The sequence below is a fragment of the Arthrobacter sp. TJ-270 genome, assembly GCF_058269075.1.
In genome coordinates this window covers 205,450-221,894 of the sequence record NZ_JBZCNB010000003.1, presented here as the reverse complement: position 1 = coordinate 221,894, position 16,445 = coordinate 205,450, and the positions used below count along the sequence as shown (strand labels likewise).

The window sequence follows — 16,445 nt, the reverse complement described above, 5'->3', positions numbered from 1 at the left end:
AGGAGGGTTGTGGCTGTCACGCAAAACGCCCCGTCGGGTGGCGCCGACGGGGCGTTCTAGCGGATCTCGCCCTAATTAGGCGTGCGAGCGATTCTTGGTGACGGCACCGTAGATGAGGAGAACGATGATTGCTCCACCAATGGCAAGCAGCCACGAGGAAAGGGAGAAGAATTCGTCCACTCCGACATTGAAGAGCAGGTTACCCAGGAAGCCTCCGAGAAGAGCTCCGACCACGCCGAGGACAAGCGTGATGATCCAGCCGCCACCTTGACGCCCCGGCAGAATCATTTTGGCGATGGCGCCTGCGATAAGACCCAGAAGAAGAAATGCTAGAAAATTCATGAAGTACTCCTTTATTGAACTTCTATCCGCGCGACATGTTTGTCGATTTCGACGGTGCACCGAAGTGCAACTGATACCACCCTACTTCATCAGTGAGCTTAGTAAACGTTTTGGCCTTGCCAGTGCAACCATTAAACTCCTGCTTCGATACTTTGCAACCATCCGTAATCAAAACTTCACCGGCAGCAGGATTGACCTGCAATAGCGCAGACGGCAATTGTGTCCGCGCCGCCCGATTCTCCCGAGCCCGATGCCAGTACGGTGATTACGTAGAGCGTTATTCGCCACCTGTTGCGGCTACTGTGACAAACGGAAGAATTTCCCAAGCAGGTCAAATCCCTGAGTAGTTGGCAGGAGAATCGGTTCCTCCATCGTCCTGATTGCGATCGGTGCAATCCTCGCCTTCGCCGTCGGGATCTAGCCAAACTCCACCAGTCGGGTTCTCGAACAGCCCGGACGCCTGTCAAGCCACCCGCGCCTCTGCGCGGGTGGCTTCCCTGCTTAAGGCGGTCCGTCCAGATTCGAAACGATTACGTCACACCGATCTGTTTTTTCTTCTGTTTTTCGTTGACAGGCAAACACAAACAAAGATAGAGTCACTGAAACAGACACGCATGTGACACTAGTCACCGGCAAGGAGGGCCAGCTTGTTCGCCGAAGAACGCTACAACAGGATCGCCGCACTGGTTGCCTCCGAGGGCCGCGTAAGCGTCGCGCAGCTGGCCGCCCGTTTCAACATCACGAAAGAAACCGTCCGGCGTGACCTTGCTCTTCTGGAGAAGGACGGGCTCCTGCGCCGCGTTCATGGCGGCGCCGTCCCGGCTACCAGCGCAAGCACCAGCGAGCTCAGCCTGACCAGCCGGGAGGGCCGCAACCAGGCGGAGAAGGCCCGTATCGCCAAGGCAGCCTTGACCATGGTTCCAACGGAGGGCTCAATTGTGCTCGACGGCGGAACCACAACCGGCAGCCTCGCATCGCTCCTCGCGCAGGAAGCCAGTGAGCAGCTCCTGATCATCACCCATTCCGTGCCGGTTGCCCACACCCTCATCGGCTCATCCCTCCAGCTCGAGTTCATTGGAGGGCGCGTCCGCAGCCTCACCAGCGCGTGCGTTGGCAGCGGCACTGTGGCGCGGTACAGCGGCTTCCGCCCGGACGTCGTTTTCATCGGCGCCAACGGTGTGCATCCGGAATTCGGACTCAGCACCCCAGACCCAGAGGAGGCCTCCGTGAAGGCGGCAATCGTTCGATCGGCGCGCCGCGTCGTCGTACTGGCGGACGCATCAAAGCTGAACGCGGAGACGCTCGTCGGTTTCGCTGATCTCAGTGAGATCGACGCACTCATCACAGATGTCCAGCCGGAGGCCGGTCTCGCCCGTGCGTTGGCTGACGCGGACGTAGAGCTGGTGGTCGCATGATCGTCACGCTTACCGCCAATCCCAGCCTCGACCGCACGATCGAGCTCGCTGCTCCGCTCACCCGCGGCGCAGTGCAGCGTGCCAGCGCCAACCGTCAGGAATCGGGAGGCAAGGGTGTGAATGTCTGCCGCGCGCTTTCGGCCGGTGGCACAGAGGCTCTTGCGATTCTGCCCGGCCATGACGAAGATCCGGTTCTCATCGGACTTCAGGCCGCGGGCGTGCCTTACCGGAACCTGCCCATCTCCGCGGCGCTGCGCAGCAACGTGACCATCACGGAGCCGGACGGCACCACCACCAAAATCAATGAACCCGGCCCGGCGCTGTCACCCCAGGACGCCGACGCACTCATTGACCTGGTAGTGGACCTGTCCGACGGCGCCCGCTGGCTGGTTCTCGCGGGTTCCCTGCCGCCGGGGCTTGAGTCGGACTTCTATGCGGCGACAGTACGCGCGGTAAGGAACCGACACGGTGACCGGGCGCCGCTGATCGCGATCGACGCATCCGAAGCAGCGCTCATCGAGGCGATTGACGGTAACGCCGCACCGGACCTGCTCAAGCCGAACGCCGAGGAACTCTCCCAGCTCACCGGGCTCGGCGCCGGGGACGACCTCGAAGGCCGGCAGGAGCTCGCTGTCGAAGCTGCCACGCGACTACTCGACCGGGGTGTCCGCGCGGTACTTGCAACCCTGGGCTCCAAGGGCGCCCTGCTGGTCACGGCCGACGGCGCGTGGCATGCGCAGCATCCGCCCATCACTGCGATCTCAACGGTCGGTGCGGGAGACTCCGCACTGGCCGGTTACCTCCTGGCGCATACCCGCGGCGCCAGTGCCCCCGATTGCCTGCGCCAGGCGGTGGCTCACGGCTCTGCTGCGGCATCCCTACCGGGATCCACAGTGCCGGCCCTGCACCAAACCACACCGGACGCCGTCACTGTCCAGGCACTCACCCCAGCCAATACCTCCCCCAACCACCCATAACCTCCGAAGGAATCCCCATGTCCGCAATGATTACGCCCGAACTTGTCGTTCTCGACAAGTCCCTGGGCAACGACCGCGCCGACGTCATTCGCCGACTCGCCGAACTTGTGGTGGCGCAGGGCCGCGCCGACCAGGTGGAAGGGCTGTTCGCCGACGCGCTGGCCCGCGAGGAGAAGACAGCCACCGGCATCCCCGGCGGAATCGCCATTCCACACTGCCGCTCCACTTCTGTTCTTGAGCCCACGCTGGCGATGGCCCGCCTCGAGCCCAAAGTCGACTTCGGCGCCAAGGACGGACCGGCAGACCTCGTGTTCTTCATTGCCGCTCCGGAAGGTGCCGACCAGCAGCACCTCAAGCTCCTGTCCAAGCTGGCACGCTCCCTGATCAAGAAGGACTTCAACGCATCGCTGCGTGCCGCCGCTACCGAGCAGGAGATCGTGGCCCTGGTTGAGGGAGCGCTCGAAACGGCACCGGCACAGAAGGAGGGCGGCGGCGCCACTTCCGCTACCACCCCCCAAGGCGGCGGAGCCACTGCCGTTACCACTCCCGAGGCGGCCGACCCCGGAACCACCACGCCGCCCGAAGCAGCCCGGACCAAACGGCTTGTGGCCGTCACTGCGTGCCCCACTGGGATCGCCCACACGTACATGGCCGCCGACTCACTGGTCGCCGCCGCCAAGGAACGCGGCGTCGACCTCCAGGTTGAGACGCAGGGCTCGTCCGCATCCACTCCCCTTGACCCTTCGATCATTGCGGCGGCAGACGCCGTGATCTTCGCTGTCGACGTCGATGTCCGCGACAAGCACCGCTTCGCCGGCAAGCCGGTCATCAATGCGCCCGTCAAGCGCGGCATCGATGAGCCCGGCGTCATGGTGGATGAAGCGCTCGCAGCGGCGGACAATCCCAACGCTCGCCGGGTCGCCGATTCCTCGATGCAGGGTTCCGACGACGACGGCCGCGGCGAGAGCGTCGGTGGACAACTGAAGCGTGCGCTGCTCACCGGCGTCAGCTACATGATCCCGTTCGTTGCCGGCGGCGGTCTCCTCATTGCCCTGGGCTTCCTGCTCGGCGGCTACGACATCACCGGCTTCGCTGACGACATGGTCCTCAACAACAGCCTGTGGAACCTCCCCACGGAGTTCCCGGAGACGGCGCAGGGCGCGCTCGGCGCCTACCTCGGCGCGGTGTTCTTCAAGATCGGCGCCCTCTCGATGGGCTTCCTGGTGCCGGCGCTTGCCGGATACATCGCCTACGCGCTCGCCGATCGTCCGGGTATCGCTCCGGGCTTCGTCGCCGGTGCGGTTGCCGGCTTCATGGGCGCAGGGTTCCTCGGCGCGATCGTGGGTGGCCTGCTGGCCGGTTATGTCGCCATGAAGATCGGCAAGCTGGCGGTCCCCCGCTGGCTGCGCGGCCTCATGCCGGTGGTAATCATTCCTTTGGTGGCCTCGATCATTGCATCCGGTCTCATGCTTCTGGTACTCGGCGGCCCAATTGCCGCCCTTACCGTTGCCCTCAACGACTGGCTCTCTGGCCTCACCGGCACCGGTGCCGTACTGCTCGGCATCATCCTCGGACTCATGATGGCGGTGGACCTCGGTGGCCCCATCAACAAGGTGGCCTACGCCTTCGCAGTCGCAGGGCTCGGCGCAGGTGCCGTGGCCAACCAGGCTCCGTGGCAGATCATGGCCGCGGTCATGGCCGCCGGCATGGTTCCGCCGCTGGCAATGGCCCTGGCAACCGTCATCGACCGCCGTCGGTTCTCCCTCGCCGAGCGTGAAAACGGCAAGGCTGCGTGGCTCCTCGGCGCTGCTTTCATCTCTGAAGGCGCCATCCCGTTCGCTGCCGCGGACCCGCTGCGCGTCATCCCTGCAGGCATGGTCGGATCTGCGATCACCGGGGCCTTGATCATGGGCACGGGCGTCACCTCCCAGGCACCGCACGGTGGAATCTTCGTATTCTTCGCAATCGGCAATGTCGTTATGTTTGTTGTATCGATCCTGGTGGGCATGATCGTCTCGGCTCTTGTGGTGGTGGCACTGAAGCGGTTCGCTGTACGCAAGCCGGCCGAGGCCACCGCCTCCGAATCGGTTGCAGCCTAGTCCCTAGCTGAGGAGTTGGACCATTGAGCACTTTCACAGGCGTAGGAGTGAGCCCCGGTCGCGTGATCGGGCCGGTGCGGCAGATGCCGCGTCCGGTCTCGGAACCGCCCGCCGGGGACAGATGGTCCAACACCACGGTTGATGATGAGACTGCACGGCTGAACACCGCCGCCAAACAAGTCCAGGCCGAACTCCGGGGGCGGGCTGACTCCGCCACCGGCGACGCCAGGGCAGTCCTTGAGGCGACTGCCATGATGGCGGCAGACCCAATGCTCCTGAAATCGGCCAACACCCTCATCGTGGCCGGCACCTCCGCCGAGCGTGCTGTCTGGGAGGCGGGCGCCCAGGTAGCTGACATGCTGAAGGGACTGGGCGGTTACATGGCGGAGCGGACACAGGACGTCCTGGACGTCCGCTCACGGATCGTCGCCGAACTGCGCGGTCTGCCGGCACCCGGCATACCGACTGCCGATCATCCCTTCGTCCTCGCAGCGGAGGATCTTGCGCCGGCTGATACTGCCACCCTCGACCCGGAGCTGGTGATCGCGCTGATCACCAGCTCCGGGGGGCCGCAGTCCCATACGGCGATCCTTGCCCGCGGGCTGGGCCTGCCCGCCGTCGTCGCAGCCCACGGCGTGGAGGATATCGACGACGGCACGGAAGTTTTCGTCGACGGCGCCGCCGGAACTGTGCACGCCGGGCCGGGAGATGTCGAACGGACTGCCGCCGCCCTCTGGGCTGAGCAGTCGCAGGCCCTCGGCAGCTACAGCGGCACCTGCACGACGACGGACGGTCACCGGGTTCCACTGCTCGCCAACGTGGGTGCCGGTGCTGATGCACGCAAGGCGGCTGAAGCCGGTGCTGAGGGCGTGGGGCTTCTCCGCACAGAATTCTGTTTCCTCGACCGGGATACCGAACCGACGGTTGCCGAACAGGCTGCGGCGTATCGGGAAGTGTTCGAAGCCTTCCCCGAAGGGAAGGTTGTGGTGCGCACGCTCGATGCCGGCGCAGACAAGCCCCTGCCGTTCCTCACAGACGCCACCGAACCGAACCCCGCCCTGGGAGTTCGCGGCTACCGGACCGAACTGGCCACTCCCGGGGTGATGGACCGCCAGCTGAAGGCGATCGCCGAAGCGTCCGACGGCGCCACCACGGACATCTGGGTCATGGCGCCCATGATCTCCACCGCCGAGGAAGCCCAGCGATTCGCTGAATCCTGCGCGGCGGCGGGTCTGAAGGTCCCCGGGGTGATGGTTGAAGTGCCGTCTGCAGCCCTGACCGCCCGGCCCATTCTTCAGCGCGTGAACTTCGCGTCAATCGGCACCAACGACCTCACTCAGTACGTGATGGCTGCCGATCGCCAGCTTGGACCGCTCGCCGCCCTCAACGACCCCTGGCAGCCTGCCGTCCTTCAGCTGATCCGCCAGACAGTAGCCGGCGCCGACGCTGCCCGAAGGGATGCTGCGTCAGGTAGTGAAAACAATGGTGACGACGAGAAGTCCGTCGGCGTGTGTGGCGAGGCGGCCGCCGATCCGGCCCTCGCCGTCGTACTGGTGGGTCTGGGTGTCAATTCACTGTCCATGAGCGCGCGGGCGCTGGCCGCGGTAGCCGCCGTCATTGGTTCGGTGTCCCTCGCCGAAGCCAGGGACATCGCCGAGCGTGCGTTGGCTGCCACTACTGCTCTTGAGGCACGCACAGCTGTGCGAGCCTCTTTACCGATTCTCGAAACGCTGGGCCTGTAGGCTCGCAGAAACGCAACCGGAAGGAAGATCATGATCGAACGCAAAGCAACCGTAGCCAGCCGGGTGGGGCTCCATGCCAGGCCTGCAGCCATCTTCGCCGAAGCGGCGGGGGAACTGCCCGTTGAGGTGACCATCGCCCTTGAGGGCAGCCCGGCAGACGAAGCGATGGACGCATCAAGCATCCTGTCCCTCATGAGTCTCGGAGCCGAGAACGGCGATGTAGTTGTGCTCCGTTCGGAGGACGACGGCGCAGAGGAGTCGCTGGACTCCCTGGTGCGCATCCTCGAGACTGACCACGACGCCTAGCAGCAGATCCTGTAGCGGGCCAACTCCCGCAAGTTATACGAAATAGGTGCGTCCACCCGTTCTAATGGACGCACCTATTTCTGTGTAACCCGGAGACCCCCCACGGTCACCGGGAGTTACATAATCATAATTTTGACACACCATGATGAAAACGTGAATAGTGTTTCTCACTTCGATTGAAAAAATTTTATCGTGGGCCGCAGGCGGGCCGAGAAGTATCAGTGCTCGCCCGCAAGGAAATTCACGGAACGGTCCTTCTCCGCGCGCTTGCGGGATGACCAGATCATAGTGAGGCCAACCGTCACCAGGACGATCCCACCGAAAGGGAGGAGCACTTCGGCCGCCCCAATATCGAGCGGGAACAACAGAAGCACCGCCATCATCAGCACCATCAGCAACCCAGTACCAATCAGCGCGGCGGACACCCGATGCAGGCTGCGGCGGCTGCGGTCGCGCACGCTCGCAAAAGCCGGGCCCATCAGGCAGGCAGCTACGAATCCCGGGTAGAGGCGGCCCATGTCTGCGTACCAGTGCACCGTGGGCTGATCGGAGTAGGCGGCAAGTCCGGTAGAGGACTGCGGAAGATCACTCAGGGCGAATAGGACCACCGTCACGAGCACTGTCAACGCCAGAACCGCCATTCCCACCGGTCCTTCGATGCACCTGCGTGCACGGTCCGATCCGAAGGCGGCCGCACAGCGCACCCCCAGTAGCAGCATGACGACGTAGAGGCTGATCCGGATTACAAGGTTCGCCAGATTCGCTCCGCCGAGCAGGCCGTCAACGAAAAGATAGATCGGTGACAGGCTCAGCGCCACTGCGAGCGAAAGAAGAACCAAGACGGCAAACATGCTCCGGCCCTTGCCGCGAACAGCGTCCGGCAGGCGCATGGCCGCGAAGATGACACAGAGCGCGAGCGCCAGCCACTGTATGAATGTTCCACCGTTCATCCGAGGTTCTCCCATAGCGTCTGTTCACGTGAATCGTCCTGCTCCTGTTTTCGCAGGCGCTTTCCCAGTCCGTCGAGCCGGTCCCGCGCTATCAGGATGAGCTCTGAGTCGGGCAGGGCGCTCAGGACCTGCTCCCGACCGTCGTCGGCCCAGCCCCCTTCTTCGGGGGTAAGAAGTCCGGTCACCACCAAACCGTTGGCGAGCGAAACCTCAGAGATCCTGGCGACTTCCACGCACAGCTGGGTGCTCAACCGGCCCGCACTCAGCTGAGCAGAGAGGTTCTGGGGAGCTATTCCGGTTCTGAAGGTGAGTGCCTGGCGCAGTTCGCCGGGGTCGACGGCGTCAAACCAGGCGCGTACTGAATAACGGTGGGGAAGCGGCGAAAGTTTGAAGCTCACGGGGCTGCCCACGCAGTCGGTCTCCTCGCTGCGCCCCAGGATCAGGCGTAGAAGGTCCATCGGGGAGACCTGGCTGAGATATTCCGCCGAGGTGGGCGGCAGGATCCCGGCTGCGAGATCCCGATATCCGTCGAACTCACTGAGCGCCTGCACTGGAGAAATGTTGTACGCGCGCGCAATATTGATCACGGTCTCCACAGAGACTTTTCCACGAACCAGCTGCTGCGCGAGGGTGGACCGCTTGATGTCCGCCTTGCGGCAGAGGTCCGAAACCGTCGCTTCCGGGGCAACCTGGGTACGCCACAGCTGGAATGATTTGGCTGTGACTGTCATCATCACCCTTCAGGTGGATTGCGACTGGACTTTTAACCCCTACTTTGCAGTATAGTTGGAGGTGCTGGCTCCCCATTCTGCGATTCCCCCATACGCAGAACGCGGAGCCAGTTTCACTTTAACCTTCCTCCACCGGCGTGCGGTCGGCAGCCAAGCTACCAGCGCACCTTCTTCTCCCGCTTTCCTTGCCGGTTGCTGGCATGGATGGACTTGTTCCTGCGGCCCGTACTGTGTGCGCTATCCAGCTCCCCAAAGGCCGGGTTCTTCCGGGCGAGCGCTTCGCGGGCGCGTGGATCGTCCACCAGTTTCCTGGCAGCGTCTTCGGTGAGATGGACGTTCAGGGGCTGCTCGTTATCTTGCTGGGTCATGACTCTCCTTCAATGGCTATGACCGGTTGAGCCACTCACCTACAGCCAACCCGTGAACAGCAGCGGTTGTTGCCTCCACTGGTACTCGGCTTCCGTAGGGATCCTTCTGCAATGACTGGGGCAAGGCACGGGAACAGCCGAAGCCGGGCTCATGCGCAGGAGGAGCGGAAACAAACGTGGAGGCGAAGGCCTCAACACGGTCTTTTCGAATGATGTTCTTGTTATTGCGGCGGGCAACGGAAGTGCCCACCCGGCACAATTACTCGAAAATTATTGTTTCCATGCGTTTCAACCTACACGAGCACCCGGACACTGACCAGAGGCTCGGTGGTCTTCCTGCACCGCGCGCACTTACCCCGACGCGGCAGAACTAGTAGATTTCCAGAACAGGCCAGGAGGAACCATGGGCGAGAACACGCCGAACATCGACAACCGGTACAGCCCCATCTACCAGCGCGGCGGCACGGGAACTCCGGCAACCCCTGGCAACCGCAGGACTTCTCCCGGGGAACCGCAGCGGCACCAGCAGCGGCCGGTCGCGCCTTCGGAGGCGCCGGCTCACCCATCGCCCGAAGAGGAGGCGAACGTGGTCGAGGTGATGCCGCAGGGTGGCGGACCTCCCGGCCCCGCCGCAACCACCGGCCAGCGAATCAACCCGTTCGTGCTGGTGCTGTGGCTGCTCGGTGCGGTGCTCCTCGCCCTGGGCCTGTGGGCGGTCTTCGCGCCGCTTCAGGTGGACGAAACCGCGATCAACGGTCCATACCCTCAGTGGATCTTCATCATCAGCCAGTCTGCCGGCGGCATTGTTGTCAGCGGCAGCATTCTTCTCGCTGCGGCCGGCGCGCTCAGCGCAATCTTCTGGGACCGGCGGCGCCGTTAGCGCTTCTTGACGTCCACGTCGACGTACACAAGCCTATGGTCGCTGGTGGGGAACGGGAATACGCCGGTCAGCTCCGAGCCTGGGGTACCAGCCCGCGGCCAAAAGATGCCTGAGCTACGTACCTTCAGCGTCTTCGAGGGAAGCACGTAGTCCACGCGCATGTTGCCTGCTCCGGCGTCTTCGAAGTCAGCGGTGTCCAGGGCCGGATCTCCACGATGCTCCAAGTTCACGCTGCCCTGCAGGACCGATGCTTCCGCGGCGCCCTCCGCGGTGGGCAGCGGGTCCTGTACGTCCTTCAACCCGAGAAGCCGGGCAATCGATCCCGGGCGTGAATCACCGTCAGCCGGGTCGCTGTTGAGATCGCCCAACACCACGAAGTTGGCGCGCCGTTCGAGTCCTCCGCGGGCGCCGTCGTCGTCGTAAATGTAGTTCGCGCTCTGGCCGCCGCGGATGTAATCGGCCCAGAACCGGATCTCGTCGCTGTTTCGCCGCCCATTGCGGTCTTCCTCGCCGTCGAAAACCGGCGGTGTGGGGTGGCTCGCGAGCACATGCACCGTTGAGCCGCCGACGGTCACCGGAACGTCCCAGTGCGACTTGCTGGACAGACGGACAACAGCGAGTTCCTCTTCGGTAAACCAGTCCCTGGGTTTGGACGTCGCGGGGTCATCGGGTAGGAGCGCCCCCGGCATGTCCTTCCAGAGAAAGTTCTGGAACGTACGTACGTTCTCGGTATCGATGGGGTACCTGGAGAAAAGGACCATCCCGTACTGGCCCTCGAACTGACCGAATCCGAGCGCGTCATCCGGGCCACCGACGCTGCCGTCGTTATTCAGGTCCATCCCGCTGGGGATGCCGGTGTTGGATGGTGCGGTATAGACGTAGGGGTAGCTGACCGGTGCCTTGCCGTTCTGGCTCACCTCAAGGTATTTCGTCCGGAAGAGGTCGGCTGCCCTGTTGTCGGCGTCATAATCGAACTCGTTGAGCAGCACCACATCGGGATTGTTGATCTGGATGACCTCGGCGATTCGCCGGGCCTGCTCATTGTCACCGGTGCTCAGATCCGCTGCGAGCGCTCCCTCGGCGGATCGGTTCAGGCTCGCGTTGTAGGTGGCGAAGCGGACGCTCTCCTTGCCCTTGCCCTTGGCCTGTGCGACGCCGGGCTTGCTGTCATGGCGCGCAGTCGCAGCGGGCGCCGACACACCGATAGCAGTGACGGCGAGCGCTCCAACGGTCAGGAGGACGGCCGCGCGGTGGCGACGTGTATGTGCTGAACCCATGGACATTCCCCTTTGATCCTGAGTGACCGGTCCAGCCTAGCCGTCCCTCCGGTGGGGGGTCGAATGGGCCCCGGCCGCCCGCTCGGCTGCCTCGAACGCCGTCTCCAGCTCAGCGACGGCCCTCTCGTAGTCCGGAGCGGCGGCGGCGTCGTCGGTATCTGCCTGCTCACGCAACGCTGCGGCGTTCCGCATGGCACGCACCAACTGAGCCGTTTCAGGTTGCTTCACGTCCGTCATGTTGGGGTAGTCGATGGCGACAGCCGGATCCAGTTCATAGCTCACCCACCGCTGCAGAACCGATTCGTGGCGGGCCCGCAGGGCTGACCACGCCTGTTCCACACTCTGACGACGACGGCGCGCCTTCCGCTCCTGCTCCCCGCGCCACACCCAGCCGGAGGCCATGCCGAGGCCCAGCACGCCGGCCAGCCCTGTGACAGCTGCGGTCTCCGGGACGAGCACCACGGCGCCCGTGATGGCTCCGAGACAAGCGAATCCGCCCGTGAAGCCGTACCAAAAGACGCCGTCGCGGTCCTCATCGGTTGCCAGGCAGCGTGACACCGCGAGCGCCGTCAGCGCAATGAGGGCACAGATCACGGCGACCGCGAGCGCTGTCTGGACGGGTATCGCCAATAGGGCGGGCATTGGTTTTCCTCCCGGCACCACGTGCCGTTTTGCTGGAAAGAGTCTGCACTTCCAGTACAGACTTCCTGTCCGCGGGAGTCAATGGTCGTTGCCGGAAAGCAACAAGCGGGAGTGATCGGCAACATCCCGATAAGAGAACATCCCCGCCGATACCTCGACGGGGATGTTCCTCGATGCGCTCAAAGTGGGCCCTGTGGGACTCGAACCCACGACCCACGGATTAAAAGTCCGATGCTCTACCAACTGAGCTAAAGGCCCACATCATTCGGGCACCCCGAATGACGTGTCTACTTTATCGCACCCGATCGGGGGATAAGGCAACCTGGCTCCGTTGGGGTGAAACTGCCGAGGTTCTCCGCGTGTCTAGCCCCTCAATAGGCGCAGGAGTATTCTCAAGCCATGGACGGCGAATACATCGACAACAGCCCTCGGCACCACAAACCCAAGCCGTTCGCGCCTGCAGACTTCGAGGTCTTTGCCGGCGGTGCCGACCCCTCCCGGGTCTCGGAAGCCGCCCACCTTGCTGCGCACGCACTGGTTCACCATGGCCGGGAGGCCGAAGACCCGCAGGTGACGCAGCGCCTTGTGCAGCTGGCGGATCAGCAGGGACTTGAGGCTATAGCCGAGCTGTGGGCCGAGAGCCCTGCGCGCTCGCTTCCCGGCGCACTCTGGCGCCTCTATGCCCTGCGTGCCGCCACCCAGCAGAGTCCCGAGAGAATCGCTGCCTACTTCAAAGCCGGCAAGGAGGTGGCTCAGGTTTCGAAGGTTGTTGCCGGCGTCGCTGAGCCGCCCGGCGCCGATGAGGTCCAGAAGATGGCAGACACCATCCTCTCCGGCGCATTCGATGGTGAATTCGATGTAGCGCTTGAGCGTTTCGCTGCTTTCTGCCGGGTTGTTGCCCTGGGCCAGACCAACCACGCTGACGACGCTGAACCGTCCAACGGCGCCCACGCGAGCAAGCTCACCCGCAGTTCGCACCAGCTGGTAAAGACCGCCGAGGACCTGGAGCACGCTGCCGCTTCGTGGCGCCGCGGCGAACTGGACTAACTGTTCGCCTGCAGCGAACAGCCACGGTTCAGTTCTTCACCGCTAACGGCAGCAGCTTCCGCAGGCCACGGTTCTCATCGGGATCGAAAACGGAGTGCTGGACGCACGCAGGCACCAGACGGCCGGTTTCCGGGTGGCTCATGGTGTACATGCACGCCGCCAGCCGCTCCTGCGCCTCCCTGACAGCCGGTGCTTCACTCACCTCTCCGCGTTCCATCAGCTCCCAGGCCGGCGCAACGACGGAAGCGTCCATGAAGTTGTGGACGACGAATGACTTTAAACCCAGTTTCCCGCGTCGCCACGAACGCAGGATGGCTGAAGCCCCGCCCGCCCGATTCAGCATGCGGCGCCCGATTCCGAGTGCTACCGCCACGTCACCGGGATGGCGAAACACGGCCCGGACCACCCGGGCTGCCACCACAGGGCGCGGCTGTCCACCGAAAAACATCCCGCCATGGTGGGCAAGGAGGCGATCGCGGGCCGCCGTGTCGACCGGATCGGCCGGATCGATGACGACGGCGAACCTGCCATCGGCCAGCAGTCCGCTCGTATAGCGATTGCAGCGCGGATCACCGAACTGGGTGCCCTGCCATGGCAGCTGCTGGCCTGCCCCTTCCTCGATGCGTTGCCACACTTCGTCAATGCCGACCTCGGTGAAATCCTCCTTCCAGCGGCGGTCGTCACCGATGAACGCCGCCGGCTGAAAGGACAGCATGTTGTAGGGCATTGTCAGAACCGAGCGCGTCACCGCGGCGACTTCCCCGAGATTGGAAGGAGTCACCGTCATGTTGTGCGCAAGGTAGGACCCGATGCCGTGCTCATCGCGCAGCCGCCCGAACATTGCGGCGAAGTTGCTCCGGAAAGGGTCGAGCTCCGTCTCGCTCCGCGGCCGAACAGCGCCACGGCGCCCCCGCATCAGGGAGTCAAAGTGTGCGGCGAAGGAAACCCGGTCGAACCGAGGCCTGCCCATCCCGTCAAGTACGACGGCGAGCAGATACTCATAGTCGAAATCACCATGCGTCATAGACATCGGCTCACGCCCGTTAGCGCGCATGATCTGAAGCGCGGCGGCGTGGTCGTCGGGGCTGAGCAGGCTCACTTCCCCGCCGATGAGTTGGGCATGTGCCCGCGGGCCGCGCATGTGCCGCAGGAAGCTCATTTGCCGCTCCACCTCGGTAGCTGTGTGCCGCCCGTCGACCCTGACCTGGTTGGCATCGGCCGAGTGATAGCAGGGTGAGCAGGTCAGGTTGCATTTCGGGAACACGCCATGGGTCCCCTCGCAGCCGACGGCGCAGCGGCCCAGTAGCTGGCTGGGAGTTTTCACGTGGTCGGGCAGCGCTTCCCACCGCGCGTCCATGGCAGCACGCGAGGCGGGGTGTACCGGCCGGGTTTGCAGCTCAATCCGTCGGAGAAGCTCCACCAACTGCATGGTCATCTTTCCTCTCCGGGGGTTGTCCCCGCCTGGTCGAAACCAACCCGGATCTGCAGGTGCTCCCCGCGAGCGGATGCGGCCTCGACGTCTGAACAATCCCGTTCAACACCCGTCCATGGGTGCGCATCGATGTCAGCCCCGCCCAGCCGACAGGCCGCCACGGCCAGGGGCGTCAACACGGAGTAGCGACCGGTGGGCTTCTGCATGTCGACGACGCCCAGCCGCGCCGCCGTCGTCGTCATGGTGCGCATATTCGCCCACGCACGCTCCCACTCAGGCATGAGCGAGAGCGCGTAGGTGGCGAGGGCGGCGTCGGACAGCTCCCTGCCACCGGCGGCCGCCAGCCGTTTTCCGACGTCTGCGGGTGTCATGGTTGTAGCGTCCGCCTGGATAAAAGTGACGTTCCGCCAGCCCCTGCGGGCCGCTCGGCGTCGCGCCTGCTGAAGCATCTCGGCACTGCGGTCAATAGCGACGACGTGTCCCGCCGCTGTGATCTTCTGCTGCAGCAGGGAGAAGTTGAGGCCGGTTCCGCAGCCGACGTCGAGCACCTGCTGACCCGGCGCGAGCCGGAGCATATCGATACCCAGCCGACGTCCAACACGGTACACGGGGTATTCCCCTGAGAGCAGGTCGTACAGAGGCGCGAAAGTGCTGTACTTCTCGATGATCTGACCTCCGGACGCGTTCGGGTGGTGAGCACAGCCTAGGGGTACGCTCCCTGACAAGCTACGGGGTGGCTCACCGGGCTACGGTGTCCTGGATTACAGACGGTTCGCAGGAATGGGGTGACCGTAGGCTGGATGCACTCTTACCCTGACTTTGGAGAGCGATGACGAACGTGGATGATCCAGTTGACTTTCTGGTGCTCGGTGGCGGAACAGCGGGGATCGTAGGTGCAAAGACCGCAGCCCGCCTGGGTGCCCGGACCGTTCTCGTGGAGCAGGCTCGTACAGGAGGCGACTGTCTATGGACTGGATGCGTCCCTTCCAAGACGCTGCTGTCCGCGGCAGCGCATGCGGCCGCAGACCGCCGCTCGGCCGGCGTCGAATCCAACTTCGCGCAGGTGCGTGCCCGGATAACCGCGGCGATCAACGCCATCCAGCCGGAGGACTCCCCGGAATCACTGCAATCTGCCGGCGTTACTGTCCTGAACGGCACGGTTCGTTTCACTGGCGACGGCGAAGCCGACGTGGACGGCAGAAAGATCCGGTTCCGGCACGCGCTCATCGCCACAGGAAGTACCCCCACCGTTCCGCCCATTACCGGCCTGGAGACAGCCCGGATGGTGACGTCGGAGACAATCTGGGACCTCCCCGACCTGCCGCGCAAACTGGTGATCATCGGCGGCGGGCCAATCGCCTGCGAACTGGGGCAGGCCTTCGCACGCCTCGGTTCCAACGTCACCATCCTCGCCCGATCCGGCATTCTGCCCAAGGAGGACCGGCAGGCAGCGGCGCTGGTCAGGCAGAGCCTGAAAGCCGACGGCGTCATCGTTGCGGAGAACGAGAGCGCCGACAGGGTGGAGACCACCGACGCCGGTGACAACACAGTCCATACCTCAAACGGCAGCACGGTCGACGCGGACGTCATCCTGGTTGCCGCCGGCCGCACCCCGCGGACTTCGAGCCTGGGACTTGAGCACGTCGGGGTGGAGTGTGACGACGCCGGCCACGTACAGGTGAATTCAGCGATGCGGTCGTCCAACAGCTTCATCTGGGCTGCCGGGGACGTCACCCAGAACCCGAAATTCACCCATCTGGCGGGGGTTCACGCCAGCACGGCCGCGTCCAATGCAATCCTCGGTCTGCGCAGGCCGGTCAGCAGCACCATCCCCCGGGTGACATACACCTCGCCTGAAGTGGCCGCCGTCGGCGTCACTGATCCCTCCGGTCCCGGCCTGACGTCCTCGAAGGTTGCGCTGGAGGAGACCGACAGGGCGATCACCGAAGATGAAACCGCCGGTTTTGTACAACTGGTCATCGGAAAGCGTGGACGCATTGTCGGGGGCACGATCGTCGGCCCGCGGGCCGGTGAGTCACTGGCAGAACTCACCCTCGCCGTCGAACGGAAGATGAGTACGCGTGAGCTGGCCGGAGTGACCCACCCCTATCCCACCTATAACGACGCCGTGTGGAACGCGGCGATTGCCCATGCCCGCTCCGGGCTGGACTCGCCGCTGGCCAGGATAGTGGTGAAGGTGCTTTCCGCTGTGGCGCGGGTGCGGACCAGACGATGAG

16 protein-coding genes and 1 tRNA gene are annotated in these 16,445 nt (G+C 64.1%); 8 read left to right on the top strand and 9 right to left on the bottom strand.

The window, feature by feature from the left end; genetic code table 11:
- Positions 1-75: 75 nt before the first annotated feature.
- Positions 76-342, bottom strand: a complete 267-nt coding sequence (locus AC4D2M_RS08300; protein ID WP_490891200.1) for a GlsB/YeaQ/YmgE family stress response membrane protein — start codon at positions 340-342, stop codon at positions 76-78.
- 647 nt (positions 343-989) lie between these two features.
- Here AC4D2M_RS08300 and AC4D2M_RS08295 point away from each other — a divergent pair.
- The 5 genes from AC4D2M_RS08295 to AC4D2M_RS08275 are packed head-to-tail and all read left to right on the top strand — an operon-like array spanning position 990 to position 6,881.
- On the top strand, positions 990-1,757 hold the full coding sequence (locus tag AC4D2M_RS08295; protein WP_490891199.1) for a DeoR/GlpR family DNA-binding transcription regulator: 768 nt from the start codon (positions 990-992) through the stop codon (positions 1,755-1,757).
- On the top strand, positions 1,754-2,734 hold the full coding sequence (locus tag AC4D2M_RS08290; RefSeq protein ID WP_490891198.1) for a 1-phosphofructokinase family hexose kinase: 981 nt from the start codon (positions 1,754-1,756) through the stop codon (positions 2,732-2,734). The genes AC4D2M_RS08295 and AC4D2M_RS08290 overlap by 4 nt, the downstream gene beginning before the upstream one ends.
- A gap of 17 nt (positions 2,735-2,751) precedes the next feature.
- Positions 2,752-4,833: a PTS fructose transporter subunit IIABC gene (locus AC4D2M_RS08285; protein ID WP_490891197.1), complete on the top strand. Its 2,082-nt coding sequence runs from the start codon at positions 2,752-2,754 to the stop codon at positions 4,831-4,833.
- Between the two features lie 23 nt (positions 4,834-4,856).
- The gene (gene ptsP, locus AC4D2M_RS08280; protein WP_490891196.1) at positions 4,857-6,575 is read left to right on the top strand and encodes a phosphoenolpyruvate--protein phosphotransferase; all 1,719 of its coding nucleotides are present in this window, start codon (positions 4,857-4,859) and stop codon (positions 6,573-6,575) included.
- Positions 6,576-6,605: 30 nt separating this feature from the next.
- The gene (locus AC4D2M_RS08275; protein WP_490891195.1) at positions 6,606-6,881 is read left to right on the top strand and encodes an HPr family phosphocarrier protein; all 276 of its coding nucleotides are present in this window, start codon (positions 6,606-6,608) and stop codon (positions 6,879-6,881) included.
- A gap of 218 nt (positions 6,882-7,099) precedes the next feature.
- Here AC4D2M_RS08275 and AC4D2M_RS08270 read toward each other — a convergent pair whose 3' ends face one another.
- The 3 genes from AC4D2M_RS08270 to AC4D2M_RS08260 all read right to left on the bottom strand — a co-directional run bounded on the left by AC4D2M_RS08270 (position 7,100) and on the right by AC4D2M_RS08260 (position 8,930).
- Entirely contained in the window at positions 7,100-7,831 is a 732-nt protein-coding gene (locus AC4D2M_RS08270) for a hypothetical protein (RefSeq protein WP_490891194.1), read from the bottom strand.
- Entirely contained in the window at positions 7,828-8,565 is a 738-nt protein-coding gene (locus tag AC4D2M_RS08265; RefSeq protein WP_490891193.1) for a hypothetical protein, read from the bottom strand. Before AC4D2M_RS08265 ends, AC4D2M_RS08270 begins: the two co-directional genes overlap by 4 nt.
- 152 nt (positions 8,566-8,717) lie before the next feature.
- Positions 8,718-8,930 carry a hypothetical protein gene (locus AC4D2M_RS08260; protein ID WP_490891192.1) on the bottom strand — a complete coding sequence of 71 codons (213 nt, stop codon included), beginning with the start codon at positions 8,928-8,930 and terminating at the stop codon, positions 8,718-8,720.
- A 403-nt stretch (positions 8,931-9,333) separates the two neighbouring features.
- On the opposite strand from AC4D2M_RS08260, the gene AC4D2M_RS08255 reads away from it, so the two are divergent.
- Positions 9,334-9,810 carry a hypothetical protein gene (locus AC4D2M_RS08255; protein WP_490891191.1) on the top strand — a complete coding sequence of 159 codons (477 nt, stop codon included), beginning with the start codon at positions 9,334-9,336 and terminating at the stop codon, positions 9,808-9,810.
- Here the strand turns inward: AC4D2M_RS08255 and AC4D2M_RS08250 are convergent.
- From AC4D2M_RS08250 to AC4D2M_RS08240, 3 genes are all read right to left on the bottom strand, one after another.
- Positions 9,807-11,087, bottom strand: coding sequence for an endonuclease/exonuclease/phosphatase family protein (locus AC4D2M_RS08250; protein WP_490891190.1), 1,281 nt, complete (start codon positions 11,085-11,087; stop codon positions 9,807-9,809). The two genes, AC4D2M_RS08255 and AC4D2M_RS08250, sit on opposite strands and share 4 nt — an antisense overlap.
- A gap of 36 nt (positions 11,088-11,123) precedes the next feature.
- A complete protein-coding gene (locus AC4D2M_RS08245) occupies positions 11,124-11,729 on the bottom strand; it encodes a hypothetical protein (RefSeq protein ID WP_490891189.1) in 606 nt (201 codons plus the stop codon).
- Positions 11,730-11,914: 185 nt separating this feature from the next.
- Positions 11,915-11,987: transfer RNA gene (locus tag AC4D2M_RS08240), tRNA-Lys, on the bottom strand.
- Positions 11,988-12,128: 141 nt separating this feature from the next.
- On the opposite strand from AC4D2M_RS08240, the gene AC4D2M_RS08235 reads away from it, so the two are divergent.
- A complete protein-coding gene (locus AC4D2M_RS08235; protein WP_490891188.1) occupies positions 12,129-12,776 on the top strand; it encodes a hypothetical protein in 648 nt (215 codons plus the stop codon).
- A 28-nt stretch (positions 12,777-12,804) separates the two neighbouring features.
- Here AC4D2M_RS08235 and AC4D2M_RS08230 read toward each other — a convergent pair whose 3' ends face one another.
- Both AC4D2M_RS08230 and AC4D2M_RS08225 read right to left on the bottom strand, forming a co-directional pair.
- The gene (locus AC4D2M_RS08230) at positions 12,805-14,211 is read right to left on the bottom strand and encodes a hypothetical protein (protein WP_490891187.1); all 1,407 of its coding nucleotides are present in this window, start codon (positions 14,209-14,211) and stop codon (positions 12,805-12,807) included.
- On the bottom strand, positions 14,208-14,816 hold the full coding sequence (locus AC4D2M_RS08225) for a class I SAM-dependent methyltransferase (RefSeq protein ID WP_490891186.1): 609 nt from the start codon (positions 14,814-14,816) through the stop codon (positions 14,208-14,210). Before AC4D2M_RS08225 ends, AC4D2M_RS08230 begins: the two co-directional genes overlap by 4 nt.
- A 221-nt stretch (positions 14,817-15,037) precedes the next feature.
- Between AC4D2M_RS08225 and AC4D2M_RS08220 the strand changes: the two genes are divergently transcribed.
- On the top strand, positions 15,038-16,444 hold the full coding sequence (locus tag AC4D2M_RS08220) for a dihydrolipoyl dehydrogenase family protein (protein ID WP_490891185.1): 1,407 nt from the start codon (positions 15,038-15,040) through the stop codon (positions 16,442-16,444).
- Position 16,445 lies beyond the last annotated feature (1 nt).

Bases quoted from the DNA above. Each gene is read 5' to 3' on its own strand.
- AC4D2M_RS08300 (WP_490891200.1), bottom strand. From the start codon at position 342: ATGAATTTTCTAGCATTTCTTCTTCTGGGTCTTATCGCAGGCGCCATC.
- AC4D2M_RS08290 (WP_490891198.1), top strand. From the start codon at position 1,754: ATGATCGTCACGCTTACCGCCAATCCCAGCCTCGACCGCACGATCGAG.
- AC4D2M_RS08285 (WP_490891197.1), top strand. From the start codon at position 2,752: ATGTCCGCAATGATTACGCCCGAACTTGTCGTTCTCGACAAGTCCCTG.
- AC4D2M_RS08275 (WP_490891195.1), top strand. From the start codon at position 6,606: ATGATCGAACGCAAAGCAACCGTAGCCAGCCGGGTGGGGCTCCATGCC.
- AC4D2M_RS08270 (WP_490891194.1), bottom strand. From the start codon at position 7,831: ATGAACGGTGGAACATTCATACAGTGGCTGGCGCTCGCGCTCTGTGTC.
- AC4D2M_RS08265 (WP_490891193.1), bottom strand. From the start codon at position 8,565: ATGATGACAGTCACAGCCAAATCATTCCAGCTGTGGCGTACCCAGGTT.
- AC4D2M_RS08260 (WP_490891192.1), bottom strand. From the start codon at position 8,930: ATGACCCAGCAAGATAACGAGCAGCCCCTGAACGTCCATCTCACCGAA.
- AC4D2M_RS08255 (WP_490891191.1), top strand. From the start codon at position 9,334: ATGGGCGAGAACACGCCGAACATCGACAACCGGTACAGCCCCATCTAC.
- AC4D2M_RS08250 (WP_490891190.1), bottom strand. From the start codon at position 11,087: ATGGGTTCAGCACATACACGTCGCCACCGCGCGGCCGTCCTCCTGACC.
- AC4D2M_RS08245 (WP_490891189.1), bottom strand. From the start codon at position 11,729: ATGCCCGCCCTATTGGCGATACCCGTCCAGACAGCGCTCGCGGTCGCC.
- AC4D2M_RS08235 (WP_490891188.1), top strand. From the start codon at position 12,129: ATGGACGGCGAATACATCGACAACAGCCCTCGGCACCACAAACCCAAG.
- AC4D2M_RS08230 (WP_490891187.1), bottom strand. From the start codon at position 14,211: ATGACCATGCAGTTGGTGGAGCTTCTCCGACGGATTGAGCTGCAAACC.
- AC4D2M_RS08220 (WP_490891185.1), top strand. From the start codon at position 15,038: ATGACGAACGTGGATGATCCAGTTGACTTTCTGGTGCTCGGTGGCGGA.